Consider the following 25,231-nt stretch of genomic DNA (forward strand, 5'->3'; position numbering starts at 1 on the left):
TGGTTCCTAGAAAACGTGCGAAAGGACCCGGACCGCACCGCGGCCATGTACGAACGCGCCCTCACCGCCGACCCAAACAACGCCGACCTCCTCGGCAACTACGCCTGGTTCCTACACAACCTGCGGAAAGACCCCGACCGCACTGAGGCCATATACGAACACGCCATCACCGCCGACCCAAACAACGTCAACACCCTCGGCAGCTACGCACTCTTCCTCAGCCAAGCACACCCACAAGACCCGGACTACGCCGAAGCCGTATACGAACGCGCCATCACCGCTGACCCCACCCACGCCAACATCCGTGGCAACTATGCTCAGTTCCTGTTCGCGCATCGTCGTGACAGCGACGGGGAACGTATGGTTGCGCAAGCGCTTAGCCAAACAGTTGATGACCAGTTGTTGCCGGTCCGGGCGGAATGTTGGTTTTATCTATTCGCCCATTCCTCAGCGCGTAGGAGGGAAGCCCAAAAGGAGTTGCACCAAGTTATCGCTGATCGCATTTCAACGGGTGACTGGAGTTTCGAACCTAACCTTCAACGGCTCCGTGAAGATGCTGATCCACGGCTGCAGCTTCTCGAAGTACTCGCCGCCGTCCTCGCTGGCGATGAATTACCGTCCAAGCTATCTCAATTCCAGGACTGGTAGAACCGTTAGCACTGTAGGGCCTCCAATATAAGATCTACGAGCAGAGCGGATCGGCCGGCTTGCTCTCCAGCGGCGGCGGTGCGGGCAGCACCGCAGTGGCCGGGTCGGTGCTGACGACCAGAGCGTTCACGAAGTTCGGGTCATTCTTGAAAATCGGGTTGCCGCCGTCGTCCACCGCGGCGTCCAGCTGCTCGACCCAGCCGGGGGTCTGGTCGCCCGGCTGCAGCAACCGGGTGTCGGTGCCGAACTGCAGGTTGAACTCGAAATCGAGGTTGGCGTCGAGCTCCAGCTGGGCCAGCAGCTTGCCTTGGGCGAAGAAGTCGGCCATCACGCCGAAGGCGATGCTCGGCGGGAAGCAGAACCGCAACGCCAGCATCCACCACAGCTGGAAGGCCAGGATCAGGATCGGCAGGAACATCAGGAACAGGAAGAACGCCACCAGGAAGAACAGCTCCAGCGCGAAGGTGCAGATGCCGCCGCCGGCGCCGATGGCCCCCGAGCCCGGGCCGGGATTTCCCTTGAAGGGATTGAACACCAGCTGCGACTGCGGTGGCGTGACGATCCGGACCCCGCCGGGCCCCTGTGGCCGGCCGGCCTGCGCGGCCAGCCGGCGCAGGTCGGGCAGCGCGATGGTGGTGGTCCGCTTGCTGGTGCCCTGCGGATCCATCGGCGAGGCCAGCCGGAACGGTGCCGAGGCCGCGCCGATCACGATCTTCGGCGGGCAGTGCTCGTGCCCCTTCGCCGGCTGCTGCTCGACCACGCACCGCAGGTGGTAGATCGCCCGGTCGTCCAGCTTGGCCTGCACATTCGTCCCGCGCACCGAGTGCTCGGCCGAGTAGGTCGGCACGATCCCGAACCAGGTCGATCGGGTCGCCGCCGCGTCGCAGTCCTCCGGACGCCGGGGCAGCCGCCACATCGGGAACGACTGCTCGTCCGCCGGCGGGTCGCTGCCCGGCACCGGCCGCCACTCGGCCGGCTGGCCGTCCGGTGCGTACCAGTACTCCTCGTCGGAGGAGACCTCGACCTGGTCCAGCAGCTCCTGGTTCTGCTGCTCGAACCGTTCCTGCCAGGTCTTGGCCCACCACAGGTCCCGGACGTCCTCGGGCAGTTCGGCACCGCTGAACGCCAGGTGCTGCTGGGCGGCCAGGTCCACCAGCAGGTTGCGGGCCAGCCGGCGGCTCGGGCCGCGCGCGCCGGACACCGAGGTCCGCTGCCGGCGCATCACGAAGCGCACCGCGATGTCGTCGTGCGAGCCGGCCCGGGGCAGGCCCGGCTGGTCGCAGAACACCTCGACCACCACGGCGTAGAACCGGTTGTGGCTGGGCTGGTACAGCTTGCGCAGCCGGGTGGTGAGCAGTTGCGAGGTGGCCAGCCGGGCCCGGCCGTGCGCGGACAGCGACGGCGTCACCGGCACCGGGTAGGACCACAGGTCGTCCTCGCCGTAGGCCAGCGAGTCGCGCGGGTCGGCGATCAGCCGCTGGACGAAATCGGTGCCGTCGTACATCTGGATGTTCGGCCGCAGCGCCCGCGGGTCGCGCAACCCGAAGCCGCCCCGTTCCCGGACGTACCAGGGCGCCCGCAGCGCGAACGCGGTCACCAGATGTTCCCGACGCCGGGGGTATAGGCGGGCGAGATGACGAAGGCCGAGGCGATGACGGTGTCGCACTGCACCACGCCGCTGAACGTCGACATCGGCGCGGTCACCTGCACCATCGGCGCGGTCACCTTCATCGACACGTTGGCCTGGATCTCGACGTTGGTGGCGGTCAGCTTGACCGTGCACCCGGTGGCGTGCCGGACGGTGATCTCCTGCCCGCCGTCGTCGAGCACCACCTGGTGGCCGGAGGCGGTGCTGATCGTCACCTTCGGTGCCCCTTTGGTGTCGTCGAACTCCAGCCGGCTGTCCGCCCGGGAGCGCAACAGCCTGATGTCGTTGGACGATTCGGCCGCGTGCGGCAGGGCTGCCTTGCCGTTCCAGGCGCTGCCGATGATGTAGGGCCGGTAGAAGTTGCCGGCCTCGAAGGCGACCAGCACCTGGCTGCCGACCTCCGGCAGGATGCACAGGCCCTGGTCTTTGTCCGCGTACGGGGTGCACAGGGTGGCCCAGGCCCTCACCGCGTCGTTGCCGTCCTTGCCCAGGAACGGAAAGCTGACCTCGATCCGGCCGAGCTTCTTGGGGTCCACCAGGTCGGTCACCCAGGCCGGGTACACCCCGAAGAAGGTGGGGCCGGCGCCGTCGTTGGGCTGCGGGAGCGCCATCAGCGCGCCTTGTTCACGGAGGATCGCTCGGCTTCGAACCGGGTCCGCAGGCCACGCACCAGGTCGACGGTGTGGCAGACCCGGGTCACGTAGTAGCCCTCTCCTTCGAACGGGCCGCCGACCCCCTGCAGGGTGAGCTGGCTGCCGACCACCAGGTCCGGCGTGCCGCGGGTGGTGCCGACGACCGAGACGAACCGGCGGCTGCGCCGCAGCATCTCGGCCTTGGCCCAGGCGTCGGCCTGCGCGGTGTCCAGCGGGCTCTCCCGGACCCGCAGCGTGGTGCTGCCGCCGAGTGCCAGGTCGACCACCTCCGGACCGCTGTGGCCGCCGCCGGAGATCTCGCCGGCGATGACCTCGGACCCGACGTGCCGGTCGATCACGTCCTTGGCCGAGGCGTCGTAGCCGGTCACGTGCACCTTGCTGCGCTGGTGGGCGAGGTCGGCGCACAGCCGGACCGACAGCAACTGGTTGCCCTGCACCAGGGTCAGCTTGGTTCCCTTGCGCCGCGGCCGGGACCGCATGCACAGGGTGCGCCCGTCGCACCACAGCTCGGCCTGCACCAGCCTGGCCCGCTCGCGCAGGAACGCCAGGTCACTCTGGTTCAGCTGCTGGACGACGTCGTGCACCGGTCCCTCCACGTCGACGTCTGCCTGCAGGCCGTGCTTGGCGGCGATCTGGCGGGCGATGTCGGCGTCGCTGACCTGGGTGTAGCTGCACAGCCGTCGGGTCATTCGCAGTTTCATCAGCGCGTCCTCGGCGAACAGCACCACCAGCGGCGGCTGGCCATCGTCGAAGACCGCCTCGATGGCCGAGATAGTGCCGTCGAACACGCCGCGCTGGCCGGAGTCCGGGCCGAGGGACACCTTCAGCTGCTTGCCGAAGTCGACCACGCCGCCGTCGAGGTAGATCATCCGGTCTGGTGGGCCGGCGGCACCGGCGCCGGTGGCGAACAGGTGCAGCCGCAGCGTGCGCAGCCCCTCGATCCCCTCGTCGATCTCGAGCCGGACGCAGTCGCGCGCCATCGACGGCACCGGAGCGGAGTTGACCGAGAAGACCGGACCGACTGGCGCGAACAGCGGATCAGTCATCGAAACCCTCCGCCGCCACCCGCCGGGCCAGCCACTCGGTGCGGCCGCGGGACTCCCGCCAACGCTGGTCCACCGTCTCGCCGGACTGCTTGCCGGCACCGTCCTGGGCGCCCTCGGCGCTGGCGCTCGATCGGACGTCGGTGTGCAGCTCGTCGACGTGCACTGCCACGGTGGTTCCCCTCGCTGCCGGCGCGGGCGGCGTCCCGCACGATCAGGGCGACTACCGCATGGTGGCCGATGCAGCGTCACGACCGCGTTGCTCGGCCCGCTCAGGGCCGCCGTCGCCCGGTCGGCACCCCGGCGGCCGGGAGCAGCCGGGGACGCAGCGGCACCCCGTAGCCGTAGCTCACCGCCCGCCGGTCGACGGCGCTGACCGGGAAGGACGCGGCGACGCCGGCCGGAGCGCTCGCGGTGACCGAGGCGGTGGCCGAGACACCCGCGCCGGCCGAGGCATTCGCGCCGGCCGAGGCGGTGGCCGAGAAGCCGGCCGACCCGGCGCCGCCCGGCACGTCGAAGGAGCCGCGCGCGCTGCTGACGGCCAGGTCGGCCTGCCTGCTGAGGGTGCGTCCCACCACTGCCGCCACCCCGCCGCCGGCCGACAGCGCGAAGCCGGCATCGGCCTCGGCCGCGAACCCGATGGCGCCGCCCGCGACGGCTCCGGCGGATGCCCCCGCCCCAGTGGACAAACCCGCGCCGGCCGACAAGCCCGCCGCCAGTCCTGCCCCGGCCGAGATCCCGCCACCGGCTGAGATTCCCGCCCCGGCTGACAGGCCAGCGCCGGCCGAAAATCCGGCACCGGCCGAGATACCCGCCCCCGCCGAGAACCCGGCATCGGCGGACAGGCCGGCGGCGAAGCCGGCCGACACCCCGATCCCGGCGCTGACCGAGGCGCTGGCCGCCAACTGCACCTGGAACCCGGCAGAAAGGCCCAGCGGGCTGTTCAGCCCCGCCATCGCCGAACGCCACCCGGCTGGGTCGGCGTTCAGCCGGCTCAGCAGCTGCTGCATGCTCTCGCCGTCCTGGGCGGGCACCGCCTGGGTGGGGTTCCTGGTCGGTCCGGAGTTCGGGCCGGCACCGCCCGAGCCGCCGCCCGGCGGGGTGCTGGCCTGGTCGTCCCGGCTGCCCGGCCCGGACGCGTTGGACTCGAACATCGCGTCCTGGCCGGTGATGGTCAGGCTGAGCTTGGCCCGCAGCGGCAGGCCGTCGGAGGAGAAGTAGTCGATCTCCTCGCCCAGCCGGGTGACGATGCCGTCGAAGCGGAACGTCCCCCATTCGAACCGGATTCGCGGTGGCGCCCCCTTCGGCTTGTCCTTGGGCGGCTCGGCGAACTGGCGGACGTCCGCGGTCTTGGTGCGGACATCCAGCGGCTGGCCGTCCGGGCCGCCCTCGGCGGTGTCGAACTCCAGCTCCAGGGTGAGCGTGACGTGTCCCTCGTTGGGGCGGTTGCGGCGCTGGGCCCGGGTGGTGGTGCCGCCGCTGGTGTCGTTGGTCCGGTCCAGCTTCAGGCTGGTCGGGTTGAACTGGACCGGGATGGCCGGGCCCGACACCGAGACCTTGGGCGGCTTGTCGGCCGAGCCGGTCGGCGTCTCGGTGAGCTTGTACAGCTTGGCCTTGGCCGGTTTCTCCTCCGGTGCGGTCATCTCACGGCCCCTCCAGCTTCAAGCCCTCGTGCACCAGGCGCAGTTCCTCGATCGCGATCTCGCCGGTCCGGGCGTTCAGCGACGGCCCGGTCACCTTGCTCGGCAGCGCCCGCAGGAAGGTCCACCGGGCGACCTGCCGGCTGCCGCCCGGCGCCATCACCTCCACCATGCCGTCGTAGCGCGGGATCGGCAGCGCGCCGTTGACCATGCCGGTCAGCCAGTCCCACAGCGCGGTGTCGGCGTAGCCGCCGGCGCTGGCCAGGAACATGCCCCGCTTGAGCACGATCGGCACCAGCTTCACCCGGCCGACCCGGCGGATCACGCCGTTGTTGCGGCCACCCTCCAGCAGTTCCCGGATGTCGGCCTCCAGCTCCAGCCCGCTGCATTCGGCGAACAGGCCGTCGCCGAGCTCGGGCGGCCCGGCCGACGCCGCCGGTCCCGGGCTGCGGGTCAGGGTGACCTTGAACCGGAAGGCCTGGATCAGCTCGACCTGCTGTGGCGCGGTCATTGCCGCACCTGCAGGCCACCGTCGGCGTCCTGGCTGATCCGCAGGACGAGGTATTCCAGCGGCGCTGCCGGGGCGACACCCACCTCGGCGATCAGCCGGCCGAGGGCTTGGGACTGCGGGGTGTTCAGCGCGTCGTCGCAGCGCACGAAGTAGCTCTCGGCCTCGGTGGCGCCGGCGAACGCGCCCTGCCGGTACAGCGCGCCCAGGAACTGGCTCAGCGTGTGGAACAGCTTGGCCCGCAGCCCCGGGGTGTTCGGCTCGAACACCAGGAATTGCGCCTGCCGTTGCAGGCTCAGGGCAATCATCGTCATCAGCCGCCGCACGGTGAGTTGCCGGTAGGCCGGGTCGGTGGCCAGCGTGCGGGCCGCGCTCAGCCGGAAGCCGTCGCGCTCGGCGCGGAAGACGTTGACGCCGAGCAGGTGCAGCCGGTCGTGCACGGCGGCGGTCACCGCGTCGGCGGCGGTCACCGCGGTGCCGGCCAGCTCGTTGGCCGGCCCCCACGGCAGCCCGCGCCGGACCTCCCGGGCGGCGATGATGCCGGCCGCGAACGACGACGGCGGGACGAACACCGCGGGCAGCTCCGGCCGCTGTCCGGGCACCCCCAGCCACGGGTGGTAGCAGGCCAGGTAGCTGGAGTCGAACCCCGACCGCCACCGGGCGATCTGGTCCGGGGACAGCCGCTGCGGCACGTCGAGCAGGGCGACGAACCGGGAGCGCAGCACCGCCACGTCCACCAGCCGCCGCTGGCGGCCGACCAGCTCGGCGAAATCGTCGGGATCCCGTGGATCCAACTGCCACATCGAGGTCGAGACGGCCGGTTGCAGGTAGCTGATCGCGGGCTCGGCCGGCTGGCAGGGCTGGAAGCAGCCGGTGGGACGCGGCTGGTCCGGCGGGTCCGCGGGAGGCACGGGCTGCTGCCAGCGCCAGCCCAGATCCGGCACGCAGAGCAGGCCGATCTGGTCGCAGCGGCCGATCAGGTCGACGCCGCGGTGGTCGCGCTCGTCCAGCGGGTCGGCGCCGGCGGCCTCGTCGTCGAAGAAGCTGCGCTCGTCGATGTCGGCGAACCGGTCCCGGCCGGTGCCGGGCACCAGGCCGAGCGACCAGCCGGCGAGCAGCCCGTCGGCCGGCGGGATCGGCTGGTCCCACCCGCTGCCGGTGGCCACCAGCAGCGACTCGGTGGGCAGCGACCGGTCCGGTGGCCGCGACCGGGGCGGCAGGATTCGGGGCGGGTAGCGCGGATGGTCCGGGTGCAGGCCGAGGCCCGCCAGCTGCTCGGAGCGGGGCATGGCGGGGTCGGAGTCGACGATGCTGAGCGTGCCGGTGATCACCGCGATCTCGCGGGCCGCCGGGTCGGCCGGCAACGGTGGGTCGAGCACCGCCACCCGCAGCAGGCCACCGGCCCGGACGGGCCGCACGTCCAGTTCTCGCACCCAGTGCAGCGAGCCCGCCGGTGCTTTCGCCGAGCCGCGCACCCGCAGCAGTGACCCCACCGGCAGGTCGAGGCCGGTCCCCAGCTCCAGCTCACCGGCGCGCAGCTCGTCCGACGCCGGCCGCACCGGCCGGGAGAAGGTGGTGCTGGCCCGGTAGTCCAGCCGGATCGCCAACCGCTGCCCCCAGGCACCCTCGTCGGCTGCCACCAGCACGGCGGTCGAACCGTCCGGCAGCGGCAGCCCGAACCGCGCGGTGGCAGCCGGGTCGGCTGCCACCGGTGCCACCCGCACCACCCAGGCGGTGACGCCGCCCTGGGCGAAGAACGCCTGCACCGCGTACGGCAGCAGCCCGGGGCACGGCTGGCCGGCCGGGTCGGCGATCCCTCCGAAATAGTTGACGAACTCCGTCCAGCTGGTCACCGGCTGAGGAGTGTTCACCGGCCCGCGCAGGCACACCCCGACGAAGCCGGTGGCATCGAGCCGGATCGGGCGCAGCCCGTCGTCGGTGCTCCGCGGCGGCACCTGGTAGACCCCGGGCGCGCCGAGCCGCAGACCTGGTGCCGTCACCGTGCCGTCCCGTCCTCGGAAGCTGCCCGTCAGACCGACTCGTAGTCGATCCGCTCGGCGACCAGGTGCAATTCCTCCATCGCCACCTCGCCACCGCCCTTGGCGGCCAGGGTCGGGCCCATCCACTTCTTCGGCTGGGCGTTGGTGAGCACCCACCGGCAGACCGCCGACCGGCGCTCGTCCAGCAGCGTGATGGTGACCGTCTGCGGCTCGATGTCGCCCTCGCGGGTGGACTTCAGCCAGCTGAACAGCCTCAGGTCGCCGATCACGCCGCGCTTGAGGGTGACGTCGTCGGTGCTGTTGATGTTGGGCACCTTGCGGACGTGGTTCTCCATGTCGTTGCCGTTGCGGTACTCGGAGAACTTGATCTCGCTGCCGAGGCCGCTGACGTCGGAGAAGCCGCCGACGATCTGGTCCTCGCCGCCGTTGTTGCCGAGCCGGACCATGAAGTTGAACGCGCCGTAGGGGTTGTCGCGGATGGTCATCTCTACCTCACTTCACCGGGGTGGGTCGAAGGGCCGGGCATGGCGTCAGCTCTGCCGCGCGCTGGCGGTGAACTGGCCGATCCGGAACACCACGAACTCGGCCGGATAGGTCGGTGCCACTCCTATCAGGCAGATCAGCCGGCCGTTGTCCAGGTCGTTCTGGGTCATGGTGGTCCGGTCGCAGCGGACGAAGAACGCCTCCTCCGGCTTGGTCCCCATCAGTGCCCCGGTACGCCAGGTGACCAGCAGGAAATCGGTGATGGTCTGGCGGATGTTGGCCCACAGCGCCTCGTTGTTCGGCTCGAAGACCGCCCACTGGGTGCTCTTGTCGATGGAGTGCTCGAGGTAGATGAACAGCCGGCGGACGTTGACGTACTTCCACTCCGGATCCGAGCTCATGGTGCGCGCGCCCCAGACCCGGTTGCTGCGGCCCGGGAAGAACCGCAGCGCGTTGATGCCCTCCGGGTTGAGCACCGACTGCCGGTCGTAGGTCACGTTCTGCAGGAACCGGGTGATGCCGAGCACCACCTCGTTGGCCGGTGCCTTGTGCACCCCGCGGTTGGTGTCGCTGCGGGCGTAGATGCCGGCCGCGAAGCCGGACGGCGGCAGCTGCAGGGTGACCGGTGCCGCACCCGGGTCGTTCTTCGCGGTGGGGTCGAGGATCTCGACCCACGGGTAGTACAGCGCTGCGTACTTGGTGTCGAACTGCGAGCGGAAGTCGCGCACCCCCGAGATCGACTCGTTCGGCGGCGGGTCGACGATGCCGATCCGGTACCGCAGCCGCTCGCAGTGCTCGATCAGGTTGTCCACCGCGGTCTTCTGCTCGGCGACCGTGCCGAAACGCACCGAGTCCGGGGTGGCCACGATCGCCACATCGTCGATCTCGCCGAGCGCGGCGAGCCCGGTGGCGGCCTTGCGGGCGTCGTCGGGATCCGACGGCTCGCCCTTGAGCGCGTCCGGGTCCAGCGGCAGGCCGTCCGAGCCGCCGGTGAGGAAGGTCGGCGTGTTCAGCGCGAGCAGCGCCTGCAACACCGCCAGCGGCGTCGGCGGTGGCGGCTGCGGGTTGGCCACCGGCTGGGTCGGGTCGAGCCAGATCAGGCTGAGCTCGTCGGTGGGTTGCTCGGAATGCATCACCCGGTAGATCGACCGGCTGCTCTTGTCGTCCAGTTCCAGCCCGGTGTAGGCGTCGAACCGGACGTCGCCCATCTGCACCGTCACCGACAGGGTGATGTGGCAGACGGCCAACTGGCCGTCGTCGGTGACCGGGTCGATGCCGCCGTTGTTGCGGTAGCCAAGCACCCGGTTCGGGCCGGCGTCCACGATCCGGATGTTGGCCGGCAGCACGTTGTCCTTGGGAATCGCGGTGCGGTCCGGCACGATCTCCACCGCCGCGCCCGGCGAGACCCCCTTCAGGGTCGAGACGCCGTTGCTGGTGACCAGGATGTTCTTGCTGCGCTGGAAGTTCACCAGCACGCTGATCCGGTGGCCGGCCGCGCCCGGCCAGCGGGCCCGCCAGGTGGCCACGCCGCCGGCCAGCGGCAGCTTGGCGAAGTCGGCGTCGACGTCGATGCCGTTGGCCCCGGTGGTGAACGGGAACACCCGGGACACGTACAACCGGCGGCCGCCGTTGTCGAAGAATGCCCGTGCCGCGTAGGCCAGGTAGTTGCGGGTGTCGGTACCGGTGCCGACGTCGTCCAGGCTGCCGAAGGCCCGCTCGAACTCGGTGTAGCTGGTGACCAGCATCGGCTTGGGGATCATCGTCACCGACGGGGTGGCGAGCTGGTAGGCGACCGGGCCGTAGCAGGTCAGCCCGGCCATGCCGAACGTGCTGGTGGGGACACCTTCGATGGAGCGCGACCGGAAGCTGGTCTCCTCCAGGTAGACGCCTGGCGTCAGGTACTCAGGCATTCGAGACCTCCTTGGTCTTCGATCACGCGGCGAACGGGATGTCGGCGGGCAGGGTCAGTTCGGCACCGACCGGGACGTTGAGCTGCGGCACGGCGGCGGTGTTGGGGAGGTAACCCGGTGGCACCGCGCGGCCGCGCAGCACATCGCTGTCCAGGTCCTGCGGGGTGGGCGGGTTGGCCGAGCGGGTCAGCGTCTCCACCACCAGGTCGGCGTACCGGTCGGTGTCCGGATCCGGTGGCGGCGGCGCCGGGTCCGGGGCCACCACCTGCAGGTCGATCGGCAGCGAGCCCGGCGCCGGCGGCGGCAGCGTGCCGGTGCTGTCCACCACCAGCACGAACTCGCCCCGATCGTCGGCATGGGCCCAGCCGACCGGCTGGTTGCCCGGCCCGATCGCGACCAGCCTGGCCCAGCGCACCGGCCGGCCGGCACGGGCCACCCGGCCGCGGATGCTGGTGACCCCGCGCGGGGTGCGGTACCCGGAGCCGGGCGCCAGCCAGGGCCGCAGCAACCGGGAACCCGCCGGTACCACCGGGAGATTCTGCTCGGCGGCCAGGATCTCGGCCAGCTGCCACGGCGGCAGCTGCAGCCGGCGGGCGACGAACCGGCGGGCCGGGTCCACGATCCGCAACACCAGGTCGGTGTGCACCGGGCTGCGGTGGTCGAAGCACAGCACGCCCCGCCCCGGCCCGGCGGCCGGCAGCTCCAGGCACGGCCAGTCCGGGTCGGAACCGGGCGGCAGCAGCAGCGCGGGCAGCTCCCGGCCGATCCGGACGCCGGCGCCGGACCGGCGGCGCAGCACGGCGTCGACGCACTCGACGGCGAGCAGCAGCCGGTGCAGCACGTCGGCCGTCCCGACCGTGGTGTCGATGGTGCCGAGGCCGCCGGTCATACCGGGTCCTCGATCCGGGCGGCGACCGTGGTGACCGGTTCGGCGGTCAGGTCGCGACGGCCCTCGATCACGATGACCCTTGCGATGTAGGGAAGGGAGAGCCGGTAGTCGGTGGTCAGCGCCTGGAACGCCTCGCTCATCGACTCCAGGGCGATGTCGTCGGCGACGATCTGCACCACGTCGGTGGCTGCCCAGTCCCCGCTGGGGTGCAGCAGCGGGCCGGCCAGGATGCTCTCGCTCTCCAGGATCTGCGCGGCCAGCCCCAGCCACTCCAGCTCGCTCTCCACCACGGTGTCCCAGGCGGCCAGCAACAGCTGCATCCGCAACGGAATCCGGGCGATGCCGTCCACGCTGCCGACCGCCGACCAGCCGGGCCGGGTCTCCCGGTCCACGCTGACCTTGTAGCAGTAGACCGAGATCGCCGGGTACTGGATCACCGCCGTCGGGCTGCTGTTCACCTTGTCGAAGTCGACGGTGCCGGCCAGCACCGCGGTCGGGCGCGGGCCGACCGGCAGCGCTTCGGCGATCCGCCTGTTCAGCAGGTCGACGACGCTGCGCCCCACTGCCGCGAGGGCCCGGTATCCAGCCACGGACCCGATGATCGGCGGGCGGTCGTCACGCGACCGTCGCCGACCCGTTCTCCTCTCTCCCGGCTCGGGCGTCCGCCAGCCGGTGACGGTCTCCTCGCGCAGCAGCAACGGTCCGGTGACAGCCGATTGCCAACACTGGCCGGGCGAATGCCGAAGGGAGCATCCATGACGACCAACTCGCCTGACGAGCTCGACCCGCCCGCGGAGCAGCCCGACACCAGCGGCGACCCCAGCCCCGAGCACGGTTGCGAGGACTGCGACCCGAGCCTGATCGACGGGCTCAAGTGCCGCGCGGAGGGCATCGCCAAGCAGGCCGAGTACAACGCGGCCAGCCAACCCGAGCTGCAGACCGCCCGCACCCAGTACGACGTCACCCGCAAGGCCTACCGCGCCCAGCGCAACACCGTCGCGCTGGAGGTGCAGGACATGCGCCACCAGATCAAGCACCTGATCGAGCGGGTGCGCTGCCTGATCAAGCAGGAACGGGTGGTGACCTGCCTGGACGAGGCGTACGAGACCATCTGCGAGCAGCTGGACCGGTGCGGCACCAGCACCGGCTGCTGCGCCGACGAGGACTGCGAGTTCGACAAGAGCTGCCCGCCGGACTACCGCGAGCTGGTCCGCCGGATCGCCGACTACCAGGCCCACCTGGACCGGGACAAGGCCTGCTTCACCTCCCTCGTCGGCGAGCCCGCCGCGCTGGCCGCCCGGGTGGCCGCCGTGAAGGTCGAGATCGACAAGATCAACACCGACCTGCAGGGCGATGCCGCCACCACCGACCTCAAGCGGGTCTACGCCAGCGCGCTGGTGGCCGCCCGGCACCTTCGGCAGGTGTGGAACGGCTTCCGCGAGACCAAGGACTTCGTCAACTGCCTGTGCCGGGCGCTCACCTGCTGGACCAAGGCGGCCGACGCGGTGTCGGTGCTGACCGGGGAGAAGGCGATCAAGGACTGCCACCGCCGCGAGCAGCAGGCCCGCTGCAAGGACCTCGCCGACAACACGGTCGAGGAGATCCTGATCGAGTACGAGCGGGTGTGCGGCTGCGAGCCGTGCGACGACCGGCCCGGACGTCCGGAGGAACGGGACTGCGGCTGCGGGCATACCGACGACGAGGACGACGACTGCGACGACCGGGACCACGACCACCGGGATCACGAGCACCACCACGACCGGGATCGCGACCACGACCGGGACCGAGACCGCGACCGGGATCGCGACCACGACCACGACCGGGATCGCGATCGGGATCGCGACCGGGATCGGGATCGCGATCGGGACCGGGATCGCGACTATGACCGCGACCGGGATCGTGACTACGGCCGCGATCGCGACCGGGACCGTGACCGCGGTCGGGATCGTGACCGGGACTGGGTCGGCCGCTAGGAAGCCGGCAGGCCGCCGGCGATCCCGGTCCCCGGCGGCGCGGATTCCGCTGTCAGCGCAGCAGGAATCCGGTGCCGAGCGGATCGTCCGGGTCGAGGCTGAACGTCGCCGTCCCGGTCCGGTAGGCCATTCCCTCGATCTCGGTGATCACCGCGGGCCGGCTCTCGGCGGTCTGCCGCGCCACCACCCGGCCGAGGAACGTGGTGCCGACGATCGAGTCGTGCCGCAGCACCCCGCCGGGGCCCAGCCGGCCGTCGTCGGCGAGCAGCGCCAGCCGTGCCGAGGTGCCCGACCCGCACGGTGACCGGTCGACCTCGCCGTCGGCGAAGACGGTGACGTTGCGCTGGTGCGGCCCGCCGGCATGCCGGCCGAGGTCGTCGAAGAGGATGGTGCCGTAGATGCCGTCCAGCCGCGGGTCGCTGGGATGCCGGGCCCATTCGGTGTCGTTGAGGGCCCACTTCACCTCGCGGCCGAACGCGATCAGCTCCGGGTAGTGCTCTGGCCTGACCGCCAGGCCCACCGCGGCGGCCTCGACCGAGGCGTACAGCGCTCCCCCGTAGCTGACGTCGGCCAGCACCTGGCCCCAGGAGGTCGGTACCGGCACGTTCCTCGCCACCACGTACGAGGCGACGTTGCGGAACGCCACCCGCCGCACCCGGCCGCCAGCCCGGTGCACCCGCGCGGTGACCCGTCCGGACGGCACGTCGATCACCACCTCGGTGTCGCCGTCGTCGGCGGCGGGCACCCGGCCGCTGCTGACCGCCCAGGCACCGAGGGCGATGGTGCCGTGGCCGCAGGCCGTGGAGTAGCCGTCCTTGTGCCAGAACAGCACCCCGAAGTCGGCGCCGTCGTCGTCGGGCGGCACCACGAAGCCGCCATACATGTCGGCGTGCCCGCGCGGTTCCTGCACCAGCAGCGCGCGCACCGCGTCGACCTCGGCCGAGGTCCGCGCGAACTCCCGGCGTTCCAGCACGGTGCGGCCCTCGATCTCGGGCTGGCCGGCGGTGACGATCCGGAACGGCTCGCCGGCGGTGTGGTAGTCGGTCACGCTCACCTCCCCGGCCGGCCCCGGGGCTGTGGGAGGGTGCATCGAGTACTCGCAATCTGGCAGGCGGCGACTGGCTGCCTGTATAGCACCCACCGCGCGGAGAGGAGCCGGACAAGTGCAGCTGCCGTTCCTGGACGCGGACACCCTGATGGCGCTGGTGCCGTGGCAGGCGGCGATCGGTGCGCTGGAGGCGGCACTGGCGGCCGGTGCCCCCACCGCCGGCGGGCCACCCCGGTTCGCGGTCGCCGAGGAGCACGGTGAGCTGCTGCTGATGCCGGCCGCCAGCGCCGCCGGGGTCGGCGTGAAGGTGACCAGCGTGGCGCCCGGCAACCCGGCCCGGGGCCTGCCTCGCATCCAGGCGGTGTACGTGCTGTTCGACGCGGCGAGCCTGACCCCGCGGCTGCTGATCGACGGCACGGCGCTCACCACGCTGCGCACGCCGGCCCAGTCCGCGCTCGCGGTGCGTTCGCTGGCCCGCCCGGAGGCCGCCTCGCTGGTGGTGTTCGGCGCCGGCCCGCAGGCCTGGGGGCACGTCCACGCGATCGCGACGGTGCGCGAGCTGGGCGAAGTCCGGATCGTCGGGCGCGATGCGGACCGGCAGGCCGGCCTGGTCGAGCGGCTGCGGTCCCAGGGGTACGCCGCGGTCGCCGGCACGCCCGCCGACGTGGCCGGCGCCGACATCGTGGTGTGCGCGACCACGGCGCGGCAGCCGGTGTTCGACGGCCGGCTGCTGGCCGAGCAGGCCTGCGTGGTCGCGGTCGGCTCGCACGAACCGGACGCCCGGGAGCTGGACGACACGGTGTTCGCCCGGGCCCGCCGGGTGGTGGTGGAGGAGCGCTCGACCGCGCTGCGGGAGGCCGGCGACGTGATCCAGGCGATCGCGGCCGGCGTGCTGGACCCCGGCCACCTCGTGGAACTGGCCGCGCTGCCGGCCCGCCCGGCGCAGCCGGGCATCAGCGTGTTCAAGGGCGTCGGGATGGGCTGGCAGGACCTGGCCGTCGCCGAGGCCGCCCACCGTGCCCATGCCGCCCGGCCCGCGCCCGGGAACGGCGGCCGGAGCGGCCCGGAAACCCCGAGCTAGAGTCGAAGCCGGCGAAGCAACTGCCGTCCGATGCCCGGGTTGGTACCCGGGCGCAAGGGTGCGGAGGGTGTGCCGGCTGTCGCCGATCCCTTCTCCGACGGCGCCTGGCCGGCGTCCGGCTCGGGCCACCCCGCATCCGTCAGCCGAGCGCGCGGCGCTCGCAATGAGCAGAGGGAGACAACAGACGTGAGCAACGAACTTGCCGGCCGGCGCGTCGCGTTCCTGGTCGCCAACTCCGGTGTCGAGCAGGTCGAGCTGACCACCCCGTGGCAGGCGGTCCGGGACGCCGGCGGCGAGCCGGTGCTGATCGCCCCGGAACAGGACAAGGTGCAGGCGGTCAACAACGACCTCGAGCTCGGCGACACCTTCGACCCCGCGCATGCGGTGGCCGAGGTCAGCGCTGCCGACTTCGCGGCGCTGGTGCTGCCGGGCGGGGTGGCCAATCCGGACAAGCTGCGGCTCGTTCCGGAGGCGGTCGCCTTCGTGAAGGACATGGCCACCGCCGGAAAGCCGATCGCCTCGATCTGCCACGGCCCGTGGAGCCTGGTGGAGGCCGGCGTGGTGCAGGGCAAGACCCTGACCAGCTGGCCGAGCCTGCAGACCGACATCCGCAACGCCGGCGGCGACTGGCGCGACGAGCAGGTGGTCAGCTGCCCGAGGCAGGGCTACACCCTGGTCACCAGCCGCAAGCCGGACGACCTGGAGGCGTTCTGCGCCGCACTCGTCGAGGCGTTCGCCCAGGCCGGCTGACCCGGCGGCCGGTTCACCCCGGGCCGGCTGACCCGGCGGCCGGTCGGCGAGAATGACCTGCGCCGGCGAGCCAGCCGGGACGCCCGCCGACGAGGAGACATGGCCTACTTCCACCGCCTCAGCGACTCGACGTTCCTGGCCACCGAGCACGTCGGCGGCGCCTGGAACACCGCCGAGCAGCACATCGCCCCGGCGCTCGGGCTGCTCGCGCACGCGGTGGAGCTCGACCGGGACAACCGGCGCGGCGACGGCCTGGTGCTGACCCGGTTGGCCTACGACATCCTCGGCACCGTTCCGGTGGCGGCCGTCGAGGTCGCCGTGCGGGTGCTGCGCCCCGGCCGCACCATCGAGCTGGTCGAGGCGACGCTGGCCCACGCCGGCCGGGTCGCGGTGACGCTGCGGGCCTGGCTGCTGCAACCGCGCGACACCGCCGGGCTGCAGGGCAGCGCACTGGTGCCCATCCCGGCTCCGGACGAGCTGCCGGTCTGGGACGCCACCACGATGTGGCCGGGCGGTTTCATCGCCTCCGTCGAGGTGCGCCGCGCGCTGGCCGAGCCCGGGCGGGCCGCCTACTGGGTCCGTCCGGACCAGCCGTTGCTCGACGGCGAGCAGGTCAGCCCGATGGCCCGCGCCGCCGGCCTGCTCGACATCAGCAACGGCATGGCGGCCCGGGTCCATCCGAAGGAGGTCGCCTTTCCCAACGTCGACCTGACCGCCCACCTGTTCGCCGAACCGCGCGGCGAATGGCTCGGCTTCGACACCACGGTGTCCTTCAGCGCCGACGGCATCGGCGTCACCAGCAGCGTGCTGCACGACCGGAACGGGCCGGTCGGCACCATGGCGCAGGTCCTCACGGTGCGCCCGTTCTGAGCTCGGGTTTCGCCCGGGAGCTCAGCCGAGCACCGGCCGGATCAGGCCGGTGAGCTCGGGCGGCACGGCCCGGCGGCCGGCGCCCAGCAGCAGCACCTCCAGGTCTCCCAGCGCACCGGGCAGGGTGCGCTCCAGCAGCGCCTCGACGGTGGCCCGGGCCAGCCGCAGCGCGGCGGCCGGTGGGGCCGGCACGTCCAGGTCGCGGCCGAGGTCGAGCTGGTGGACGGCGAGCTCGACCGCCCAGGTGGCCAGGAAGTCGGCGGCGGTGAGGACGTGCCCCTGGAACCGCACCCGGCTGCCGGCGAGGTGCTCGGCGTCGGCCCACTGCCGGGTGGCGACCAGCACGGCGTCGGCGGCGTCGCGCAGGTGCCGCACCGCTCGGCGGGGACGGGAGTAGGCCGAGGCGGTGCGCCGGGTCCAGAGGATGCCGTCGACCGGGTCGACCGGGTCGGCCGCCGCGGTCCAGTAGCTGGCGGCGTCCGCGGTGGGCGGGTCGGCGGTGGGTGCGGTGCAGCCGCGCAGCATCTCCTCCAGGCCGCCGCGGACGTGCACCACGACATCCAGCACCGCCCAGCCGTGGCAGCGGCTGGCAGCGAGCAGCTGGCGGTCGTCCAGCGGTTCGACCGCGGCCAGGAAGGCGGTCACCTGCTCGGCGAAGGCAGCACCGGCCGTCGCCGGGTCGATGGTCAGACCGCTCATCTGGCGTGCTCTCTGGGAAAGGACTCCACGGCTGGATTATCCGGCCCAGACCGGCTGTCTCACGATCGGGCAGCGGTTCGAGGCGCCCCATGGGCCAGCTGCCCGAAGCTGCGTACCCGGCCCGTGCCGGAGTAGGTTCGGCCACCTCAGGAATCCGATCCCGGGATGGAGGACCGCCATGGCACGCACCGTGATCGCCGCCTTGTTCAGTTCCGTCGACGGGGCGGTCCAGAGCCCGAACGAATGGCAGGGCGACGCGTTCGACGACGACCTGGGGCAGCTGCTCACCGAGACCATCGCCGAGGTCGACGCGGTTCTTCTCGGCCGGGTCACCTACTCCGAATGGGCCGGCTACTGGCCATCGGTGTCCGACGACTCGCCCGACGGCGGCTTCGCCACCTTCATCAACAGCACGCCGAAGTACGTGGCCAGCCGCACGCTCGGCCAGCAGGACCTGACCTGGTCCAACAGCCACCTGATCGAGGGAGACCTGGTCGAGCAGGTCCGGGCGATGAAGGACACGCCGGGCGGCACCATCGCCGTGAACGGCAGCATCTCGGTGGTACGCGAGCTTTTCCTTGCTGGCGTCCTGGACGAGCTGACGCTTATCGTCCATCCGGTAATCGCGGGAAGGAACTACCGCCGGCTGTTCACCGACACCGACACCACACCGTTGCGGCTGCTGCGCGGGCGCACCACGACGGCCGGCAACAGCGTCGTCAGCTACGCCCTGCGGGCGTGACCGCGTCTTCCCGGACGAGGCGCTTCCCCGACCGAGGGCTGAGGAGGGCGGCATTCGATGGTGAGCAGGCTGCGGCACATCCCGGGCATCGGCGTGAACGTCGTCGGCAACCGCGCCGATGCCGCGGCGGATTCCTCCATGCTCCGGCTGGAGAACCTCGACACCGACCTGCGCCCGCCGCGGGTGGCGGTGGAGCGCACCCGCCGGGCGGTCGACGAGGACGAGGCGAACAGCTACCTGCCGTTCGAAGGTCACTCCGAGCTGCGGGCGGCCGTGGCCGAGCATGTCGGCCGGCTGAGCGGACGTAGCTACGACCCGGATCGCGAGTGCGTGAGCGTCGCGGGTGGGCTGAACGGAATCCTCAATGCCTTGCTGGCTATTACCGAGCCGAATGACGAGGTGGTGCTGGCCGACCCGATCTATGCGGGCCTGGTAAACCGGGTGCGGCTGGCCGGCGCGGTCCCGGTGCACGTGCCGGCAGTTCCCTCCGGGCAGGGCTGGCGTACCGACCCGGCCGAGCTGGCCGCCGCGGTCGGGCCGCGCACCGCCGCGGTGTTGCTGATGGGCCCGGCGATGCCCACCGGCGCGGTGTTCGACGCCGGACACCTCGACGCGCTGGCCGGGCCGGTCAACGAGCACGGCGCGTGGATCCTCTATGACGCCGCGATGGAACGGATCCGCTTCGACGGCCGGCCACCGGTGCATCCCGCCGGGCACCCTGCCCTCACCGACCGGGTGATCACCGTGGGCTCGGCGTCGAAGGAGCTGCGGATGATCGGGTGGCGGGTCGGCTGGGTGGTGGCACCCGCGCCGGTGCTCGCCGACATCGCGCTGGTGGGGCTGACCAATGTGGTCTGCCAGGTGGGCATCGCCCAGCAGGCGGTGGCCGCCGCGCTGGCCGCACCGGACGCCGACTCCGATGTGGCCGCGGCGACGGCCGTGTGGCGCGAACGCTGCGAGCTCATCCTCGCTGAGCTGGCCGACTATCCGGTGATCCGGCCGGACGGCGGCTGGTCGCTGCTGGTCGACACCGCGTCGATGGGCCTGACTCCCGCGGACGCCTCCGAGCGGCTGTTCCGGCGTGGCCGGGTGGCGGCCACCCCGATGGACGGCTGGGGCCCGTCCGGCAGTGGCTACCTTCGGCTGGTGTTCGCCAACGAGCCGGCCGAACGGTTACGGGACCTGCGGAGCCGGTTCGACGCCGCCTTCTGAAACTGCGGTCGCCGCCCACGAGCTACTGACAGAGCGTTCCTGAGTAGGTGACGGTGGTATGGACCGTCGCGGTCGCGGTTAGTCCGGCAGCGTCAACGACAGTGAGCTTTTCCGTGAACGTCTTCGAGCGGGCATTGCAGAAGCTGAATTGGTGGCTGTAGCCCTTGCTCGTGGCCGTCGTGCCGGTGACCTTGTTGCTGGACCCGTCCCCGAATGCCAGCGTTACCGTGAAGGGAGCGTGCCCGTTCCAGGCTGCACCGTAGGTGGCGAACTGAGTCGTAGAGACGGTCTGCGAGTCGGGGGTCAGCGTTGCGCCCGTCGCGAAGGCGGGCGTTGCCGTGACGACGCTGACCAGCAGGCAAATACCGGCCATCCCGCTCACCACGGCTGCGCCTCGTCGATGTGATCGGATCACTGTTGACATCGGACCTCCTGATTCGTGGGATGAGGGGTCATTCGACCACGGCCAGGTCGTGCGAACAAGACCGCGCAGAATGCCCGCCGGCCCGTCGGAATCGGACGGACGGGCAGCGGTCACCGCTACGCCTGTCCTCACGTGAAACGTCAACCGCAGGCGGAGATTGGTCAATCAAGCAAAGCGACATCGCCTACTGATGTCAGTGTCGTGAGACCTTTCTGTGCTTGAGGCTGACCCACGTGTTCCGCCATCCACAGCTACTGGAACGCCCGTACAGCGGGGACACCTACAGCACCCGCCCTCACATCGGCACGGCGGTAGCTGGAGAGTTGCCTGAGCAAGCCGGCAAATGTACTCAAGCTTGCGGCACGCTCGCAGGCCCACACTCCAGCCTGGGATCGACCGGGTGATGTGGAACCTGTCCAGGACATCCTTGAATCGGCGCCCCCTCGATGGGATTGTTACCGCGCAACTCGGTGCCCGAGCGCGCCGCGGTCCGCTCGTGCACGCTGGGCCGAGCCGTGCGAGCTCGCCCTGAGCGGTGCCACCGGTTCGATCAGCGGTCCAGCGGGCCCTGCAGAACGCTGCGTTGGTGGGCGGCGTTGCCGTCGTAGTTCTGCGCCGAGACGTCGACGACGTGGTAGGCGGACAGGTCGATGCCGGCCGGCACGGTGAACGTGCCCCGGCCGCCGGTGCCCAGGGTGCCGACGGCAACCATGGTGTTGCTGCTCGGGGCGTAGAGCCACACCTCGTAGTAGCCGTCGCGGGCGGGCAGGCCGGAGGTGGTCACGTCGAGCTGGTAGCCGTGGGCGGAGGGGCGCACGGTCGCGATCCCGTCGACGTTCTCGGTAGAGCCGGGTTGGGCATGCAGTGACGCCCGGGCGGTCTGGGCCGTCGAGCCGCCGGTGCCGCTGTGGCCCACCGCCCAGCCGCCGGCACCGGCGCCGAGCACCAGCACCGTGGCGGCCGCGGCCAGCCACCCGTGGCGCAACCGCCGGCTAGGAAGCGACACCACCCCGGCCGGGGCGGCAGCAGGCGCCGGGGTGGTGACGGCGGCCTCGATGCGCTCCCACACCGCCGGGGGCGGCACCGCGCCGTCGTCGACGCGGTCCCCGGACCGGGCCAGCTCGACGACGTGGTGGTAGGCCGCCAGCTCCTGCCGGCACCGGTCGCAGCCGGCGACGTGCGCGGACACCTCCGGGCTGACGTTCTCGCCGAGGGCGAGGGAGGCGAGGTCGTCCTGCGCGCGGGCGTGCACGTCGCGGTCATGCGGGCTGGACACCGTTCACCTCCCAGTTGCGTCGTAGCTGGGCCAGCCCTCGTCGAACGTGGCTCTTCACCGTTCCCAGCGGCAGGCCGGTCATGCCGGCGATCTGCTGGTGGGTCAGGTCGTCGTAGAACGCCAACTCCAGCACCCGGCGTTGGGTGTCCGGCAGCCGGGCGAGGGCATCGGCGACGATCAGCCGGTCGATGACCAGGTCGGCATGCTCGCCAGGATCGGCCTGCCAGGGCGGCTCGGCGACCCTGGTGACGGCCTCCACCGTCCGCTGCTCCCGCTCCAGCACCCGCAGCCGGTCGACCACCTGCCGCCGGACGATGCCGACCAGCCAGCCGCCGAGGCTACCCCGGCGCGCGTCGTAGGTGGTCCGGCCCTGCCAGGCCGAGACGAAGGTGGCCTGGGTGACCTCCTCGGCCTCGGCCGGTACCGACAGGGATCGGCGGGCGATCCGGTAGATCAGCCCGCCGTAGCGCTCGTAGGCGGCCCGCAGCGCCCAGTCCGCGCCGTCGGCGAACGCGGTGGCCAGCACCCGTTCGGCGTCGTCGGACATCAGCTGCTCGACGTCGGCCGGTTCCACGTTCACAGCGGCACCGCCGTGATCACGACGTTGTCCCGGTAGGAGCGGACGGTGGCGTCGAACGAGCCGCCGCAGGTGATCAGCGTCAACCGCGGCCGGCCGTCGAGGGCGAACAGCTCGGCGAGCGGGACGCTGTCCTTGGGGAACTGCACGCGGGAGACAACCCGGTAGCTGAGCCGGCGGCCGTCGGCCAGGTCGAGGACGACGCGGTCGTCGCGGCCGGCGTCGCGCAGCCGGTAGAACGCGCCCTTGCCCTGCCGGGCCGAATCGACGTGCCCGACCAGGACGGTGGAACCGGCGACGGATCCGGGTGGCGCGCTGAACCGGTACCAGCCGACGGTGTCGACCCGTTCGGGAATCGCGACGTCCCCGCGGTTGTCGACCCCGACCGGCTGGATCGGCGCGGCAATGTCGATGGAGCCGATCCGCACCCCGACCGGCGGACCGGTCCGGGCGGCGGTATCCCGATGCGATGGCGACGCGACGGCGGCGGCCGGCGGCGGGGCAGCGGGGTTTGACGGGCCGGGCGGCGTCGAGGAGCTCGCAAGCCGGGTCGGCGCGCCCGGGTCGATGGCCCGCAGGGTCGGCGCGGAGCCGGAACTGCCGACCAGCACCACGGCGGCGCCGGCGCAGCCGACGGCAACCACCGTCGACCACAGCGCCAGCGCCGCCGTGCGTGTCATCGGTCAGTCCCGTCCGCTCGTCAGCCGCGCACCGGGCCGGGACGCCGCACCGTGCGGTACAGGCCGGCCCCGCCGGTCAGCGCGACCGCCAGGAACGCCGCGGCGGCCGCCCAGGCCCAGTCCGGCGTACCGGTACCGCGGTCGGCCAGGCCACCGGTTCCGGCCGGCACGCCACCCGGGGCCGAGTGCAGGCCGCTGATGGTCTGGGTGACCAGGGTCAGGGTCTTGTCGGTCGCCGAGCCGGCGGCGTAGACGACGGTCGAGGTGCCCTCCTTCAGGTTCAGGTCCGCCGGGCCGAGTGCCACGTTGCTGGTGCCGGCGAGCACCACGTCGGCCGAGATGGTGCCGGCCGGCAGGTCGGCCTTGGCCTCGTTCGGGTTGGTCAGGTCGGCGAAGGCCACCTTGCCGTTGGCGCGCACGTCGACGGCCGGCGCGGCGGCGGTGTGCCGCACCACCAGCCGGGCCTGGCCGGCGGCGACGGAGCTGGTGTCGTTGGCGAACGGGGTGAGCGTCGGCTTGCCGTCCGCGCTCAGGTGCGCGACCAGCGAGTAGTTCCGGCCGGATTCCAGGGAGGCGCTGGCCTTGATCACCGGAGTGCCGGTGCCACTGGTGTCGGAGGCCGGGAAGACCGTCACGGTGTGCGGGCCGGCCGGCAGGGCGAGCGGACCGGCAACGGCGCCGGGCTTGAAGCCGGCCAGCGCCGACTTGCCGTCGACGAACACGTTCACCGGGGTGTTCGGGATGCCGTGGATCACGCTGACCTGCGCCGTGTCGGCCGCGCCGGCCGACGGCGCGGCGGCGAGCCCGGCCGCGAGTGCGACGGCGGTGGCGGCCATACCCAGGGGAAGCCACTTGTTCACATCGATTCTCCTGTCGAGTCGGGGTGGTGGAGCTGTCATCAATGGCTACGACCGGCCGTGCTCATCCGGATGCACCTCGTCGCAAGAAAATTTGCTCAAGCTTGCAAGGTGTTGTCGAAGGCCAGCTTGTACAGCTACCGGTTCGTGCTTCCTGGACACGCCGATTATGCGAGTGACGATACCTGCCGGGGGTTGAAAGTCTGTTCTTTAGAAGTTGGGCAAGTCAGAGGGTTTGCGCACTGAGCGCGTCGGCGGAACCGACCAGATCACCGGCGAGCAGCTCGGTACCCGAGCGCGCCGCGGTCCGCTCGGTCGCGCCGGGACCGGCGAGCAGCACCCGGACCTGTGCGGCGAGCTCCCGCAATTCGTCGGCGACCGCATCCAGCCGCACGGCTTCGGTGGCCGACAGCACCACCACGTCAGGGTGCTGGGCGGCGACCGCCGACCCGATCGCCGCGATCGGGGTGTCCGCGCCCAGGAAACTGATCGACCAGCCACGGCGCGCGAGCAGGAGTCCGAACAGCAGCAGGCCGAGATCGTGCCGTTCCTCGGGCGGGCAGGCCAGCAGGGCGCGCGGGCCGGACTGTTGTCCCCAGCCCCGCGCCAGCTCGGCAAGCCGGCCGCGAATGATCGCCGTGGCGAAGTGCTCCTGCGCCACGCTGACCTCGCCGGCCTGCCAGCCCGCGCCCAGCTCGCGCAACACCGGTAGCAGCACGCGGGTGATCGCGATCTCGAGCGGTACCGCCGCCAGCAGCTCGTCCAGCAGCGCTTGCGATCGGGGCTCGGCCATCGACACCAGGGCGCTGCGCAACCGCCGGCGACTGGAGCTGACAACACGGGATGCTGTCGCCGGATCGACCGGAACATCTCCCGCCGGGTTGGCCAGTACCGTGCGCGCCGCCTCGGCCGGCGGTATCCCCTGTTCCACCAGCCGGAACATCTGCCGGAGCCGCCGCTCGTCGGCCTGGGAGTAGAGCCGGTAACCGCTCGCCGACCGGCTCGGCTCCACCACCTGGTAGCGCCGCTCCCAGGCACGCAGGACGTGCTCGCTCAGACCCACCCGCCGGGCGAGCTCGCCAATTCGGTACACGCCGGCCTCGGCGGGAAGGGGTTGCACAAGTTCAGCCTAGAGGTTAGACAAACCCTTGACAAGCTTGCGGCTGCCACGTCCAATGAGGTTGTCACTCAAAGGGAACCAACTACTACGGGAGGAATCATGAACCGTCTTGCCAGCGCAGCCGCCGTGACCGCCGCCGCCGCGGCCCTGCTCGTCGTGCCGGCCGGCTCGGCCAGCGCCGCTCCGGACACCTCGTGCATGCGGGCCGGAATCGCGACCCTGAAGAGCGCCGGGCTGTTCAGCCAGGTCGCCCGTTCGGGCCTGCCCATCGCCACCGCCGTGTCGGTAGGCGTGACCCCGCGCGCCGGGACGGACGTGTCCGCACTGCCCGACCCGCTGCCGCTGTCCGTGGTGCTGGCCGACCACCGGGCCGGGGACAACAGCTTGTTCATCTACCCGTGGTGCTGACCCGCTAGCTCGCCAGCCACCACCCGGTAGCCGGGAGTTCCGGCTGCTACCCAGAGCTGTCCGGCCGCGTCGGGACTCGCCTCGAGCGCGAC

At 71.7% G+C, this 25,231-nt stretch carries 27 protein-coding genes; 8 read left to right on the top strand and 19 right to left on the bottom strand.

Going from position 1 to position 25,231, the window contains the following annotated elements:
• On the top strand, positions 1–648 hold a 648-nt coding region (locus tag VLJ82_RS11695), incomplete at its 5' end, for a tetratricopeptide repeat protein (protein ID WP_408663529.1).
• Positions 649–682: 34 nt separating this feature from the next.
• Here VLJ82_RS11695 and VLJ82_RS11700 read toward each other — a convergent pair.
• The 11 genes from VLJ82_RS11700 to VLJ82_RS11750 all read right to left on the bottom strand — a co-directional run bounded on the left by VLJ82_RS11700 (position 683) and on the right by VLJ82_RS11750 (position 12,012).
• Positions 683–2,245 (bottom strand): hypothetical protein, encoded by a 1,563-nt coding sequence (locus VLJ82_RS11700; RefSeq protein WP_408663530.1) that lies wholly within the window; start codon positions 2,243–2,245, stop codon positions 683–685.
• A complete protein-coding gene (locus VLJ82_RS11705; RefSeq protein ID WP_408663531.1) occupies positions 2,242–2,907 on the bottom strand; it encodes a phage baseplate assembly protein V in 666 nt (221 codons plus the stop codon). Before VLJ82_RS11705 ends, VLJ82_RS11700 begins: the two co-directional genes overlap by 4 nt.
• Positions 2,907–3,995 (bottom strand): phage late control D family protein, encoded by a 1,089-nt coding sequence (locus VLJ82_RS11710; RefSeq protein WP_408663532.1) that lies wholly within the window; start codon positions 3,993–3,995, stop codon positions 2,907–2,909. The genes VLJ82_RS11705 and VLJ82_RS11710 overlap by 1 nt, the downstream gene beginning before the upstream one ends.
• Positions 3,988–4,164 carry a hypothetical protein gene (locus VLJ82_RS11715; RefSeq protein ID WP_408663533.1) on the bottom strand — a complete coding sequence of 59 codons (177 nt, stop codon included), beginning with the start codon at positions 4,162–4,164 and terminating at the stop codon, positions 3,988–3,990. Before VLJ82_RS11715 ends, VLJ82_RS11710 begins: the two co-directional genes overlap by 8 nt.
• Before the next feature lie 100 nt (positions 4,165–4,264).
• Positions 4,265–5,635 (bottom strand): hypothetical protein, encoded by a 1,371-nt coding sequence (locus tag VLJ82_RS11720; RefSeq protein ID WP_408663534.1) that lies wholly within the window; start codon positions 5,633–5,635, stop codon positions 4,265–4,267.
• A 1-nt stretch (position 5,636) separates the two neighbouring features.
• A complete protein-coding gene (locus VLJ82_RS11725; protein WP_408663535.1) occupies positions 5,637–6,143 on the bottom strand; it encodes a phage tail protein in 507 nt (168 codons plus the stop codon).
• Entirely contained in the window at positions 6,140–8,140 is a 2,001-nt protein-coding gene (locus VLJ82_RS11730; RefSeq protein ID WP_408663536.1) for a phage tail sheath family protein, read from the bottom strand. The genes VLJ82_RS11725 and VLJ82_RS11730 overlap by 4 nt, the downstream gene beginning before the upstream one ends.
• Before the next feature lie 29 nt (positions 8,141–8,169).
• Positions 8,170–8,625 (bottom strand): phage tail protein, encoded by a 456-nt coding sequence (locus tag VLJ82_RS11735; protein ID WP_408663537.1) that lies wholly within the window; start codon positions 8,623–8,625, stop codon positions 8,170–8,172.
• Positions 8,626–8,670: 45 nt separating this feature from the next.
• Positions 8,671–10,533, bottom strand: coding sequence for a phage tail sheath family protein (locus tag VLJ82_RS11740; protein ID WP_408663538.1), 1,863 nt, complete (start codon positions 10,531–10,533; stop codon positions 8,671–8,673).
• Between the two features lie 22 nt (positions 10,534–10,555).
• Entirely contained in the window at positions 10,556–11,422 is an 867-nt protein-coding gene (locus VLJ82_RS11745; protein WP_408663539.1) for a hypothetical protein, read from the bottom strand.
• The gene (locus VLJ82_RS11750) at positions 11,419–12,012 is read right to left on the bottom strand and encodes a DUF4255 domain-containing protein (RefSeq protein ID WP_408663540.1); all 594 of its coding nucleotides are present in this window, start codon (positions 12,010–12,012) and stop codon (positions 11,419–11,421) included. The genes VLJ82_RS11745 and VLJ82_RS11750 overlap by 4 nt, the downstream gene beginning before the upstream one ends.
• A gap of 165 nt (positions 12,013–12,177) precedes the next feature.
• Here VLJ82_RS11750 and VLJ82_RS11755 point away from each other — a divergent pair, with 165 nt between their 5' ends.
• A complete protein-coding gene (locus VLJ82_RS11755; protein ID WP_408663541.1) occupies positions 12,178–13,395 on the top strand; it encodes a hypothetical protein in 1,218 nt (405 codons plus the stop codon).
• A gap of 52 nt (positions 13,396–13,447) precedes the next feature.
• On the opposite strand, the gene VLJ82_RS11760 is transcribed toward VLJ82_RS11755, so the two are convergent.
• Positions 13,448–14,485, bottom strand: a complete 1,038-nt coding sequence (locus tag VLJ82_RS11760; RefSeq protein ID WP_408663542.1) for a proline racemase family protein — start codon at positions 14,483–14,485, stop codon at positions 13,448–13,450.
• 73 nt (positions 14,486–14,558) lie between these two features.
• Here VLJ82_RS11760 and VLJ82_RS11765 point away from each other — a divergent pair, with 73 nt between their 5' ends.
• From VLJ82_RS11765 to VLJ82_RS11775, 3 genes are all read left to right on the top strand, one after another.
• Complete coding sequence (locus tag VLJ82_RS11765; protein ID WP_408663543.1) at positions 14,559–15,524, top strand: ornithine cyclodeaminase family protein; 966 nt, start codon at positions 14,559–14,561, stop codon at positions 15,522–15,524.
• Positions 15,525–15,710: 186 nt separating this feature from the next.
• Entirely contained in the window at positions 15,711–16,274 is a 564-nt protein-coding gene (locus tag VLJ82_RS11770) for a type 1 glutamine amidotransferase domain-containing protein (protein ID WP_408663544.1), read from the top strand.
• Between the two features lie 99 nt (positions 16,275–16,373).
• Positions 16,374–17,144: a thioesterase family protein gene (locus tag VLJ82_RS11775; RefSeq protein ID WP_408663545.1), complete on the top strand. Its 771-nt coding sequence runs from the start codon at positions 16,374–16,376 to the stop codon at positions 17,142–17,144.
• 21 nt (positions 17,145–17,165) lie between these two features.
• On the opposite strand, the gene VLJ82_RS11780 is transcribed toward VLJ82_RS11775, so the two are convergent.
• Positions 17,166–17,843 carry a maleylpyruvate isomerase N-terminal domain-containing protein gene (locus tag VLJ82_RS11780; protein ID WP_408663546.1) on the bottom strand — a complete coding sequence of 226 codons (678 nt, stop codon included), beginning with the start codon at positions 17,841–17,843 and terminating at the stop codon, positions 17,166–17,168.
• Between the two features lie 178 nt (positions 17,844–18,021).
• Here VLJ82_RS11780 and VLJ82_RS11785 point away from each other — a divergent pair, with 178 nt between their 5' ends.
• Together VLJ82_RS11785 and VLJ82_RS11790 are read left to right on the top strand one after the other, a co-directional pair.
• Entirely contained in the window at positions 18,022–18,585 is a 564-nt protein-coding gene (locus VLJ82_RS11785; RefSeq protein WP_408663547.1) for a dihydrofolate reductase family protein, read from the top strand.
• A 57-nt stretch (positions 18,586–18,642) separates the two neighbouring features.
• A complete protein-coding gene (locus tag VLJ82_RS11790) occupies positions 18,643–19,797 on the top strand; it encodes a pyridoxal phosphate-dependent aminotransferase (RefSeq protein ID WP_408663548.1) in 1,155 nt (384 codons plus the stop codon).
• Between the two features lie 22 nt (positions 19,798–19,819).
• Here the strand turns inward: VLJ82_RS11790 and VLJ82_RS11795 are convergent, their stop codons facing one another.
• From VLJ82_RS11795 to VLJ82_RS11820, 6 genes are all read right to left on the bottom strand, one after another.
• On the bottom strand, positions 19,820–20,221 hold the full coding sequence (locus VLJ82_RS11795; protein WP_408663549.1) for a hypothetical protein: 402 nt from the start codon (positions 20,219–20,221) through the stop codon (positions 19,820–19,822).
• Positions 20,222–20,771: 550 nt separating this feature from the next.
• On the bottom strand, positions 20,772–21,497 hold the full coding sequence (locus VLJ82_RS11800) for an anti-sigma factor (protein ID WP_408663550.1): 726 nt from the start codon (positions 21,495–21,497) through the stop codon (positions 20,772–20,774).
• On the bottom strand, positions 21,481–22,044 hold the full coding sequence (locus VLJ82_RS11805; protein ID WP_408663555.1) for a sigma-70 family RNA polymerase sigma factor: 564 nt from the start codon (positions 22,042–22,044) through the stop codon (positions 21,481–21,483). Before VLJ82_RS11805 ends, VLJ82_RS11800 begins: the two co-directional genes overlap by 17 nt.
• Before the next feature lie 29 nt (positions 22,045–22,073).
• Positions 22,074–22,754 (bottom strand): class F sortase, encoded by a 681-nt coding sequence (locus tag VLJ82_RS11810; protein WP_408663551.1) that lies wholly within the window; start codon positions 22,752–22,754, stop codon positions 22,074–22,076.
• A 20-nt stretch (positions 22,755–22,774) separates the two neighbouring features.
• On the bottom strand, positions 22,775–23,590 hold the full coding sequence (locus VLJ82_RS11815) for a DUF4397 domain-containing protein (RefSeq protein WP_408663552.1): 816 nt from the start codon (positions 23,588–23,590) through the stop codon (positions 22,775–22,777).
• 247 nt (positions 23,591–23,837) lie between these two features.
• Positions 23,838–24,731: a MerR family transcriptional regulator gene (locus VLJ82_RS11820; protein ID WP_408663553.1), complete on the bottom strand. Its 894-nt coding sequence runs from the start codon at positions 24,729–24,731 to the stop codon at positions 23,838–23,840.
• A 99-nt stretch (positions 24,732–24,830) separates the two neighbouring features.
• On the opposite strand from VLJ82_RS11820, the gene VLJ82_RS11825 reads away from it, so the two are divergent.
• Positions 24,831–25,139, top strand: a complete 309-nt coding sequence (locus VLJ82_RS11825; protein ID WP_408663554.1) for a hypothetical protein — start codon at positions 24,831–24,833, stop codon at positions 25,137–25,139.
• The last annotated feature ends 92 nt before the right edge of the window (positions 25,140–25,231 follow it).

It is taken from the genome of Jatrophihabitans sp. (assembly GCF_035474675.1).
Classification (GTDB): Bacteria; Actinomycetota; Actinomycetes; order Mycobacteriales; family Jatrophihabitantaceae; genus Jatrophihabitans_A.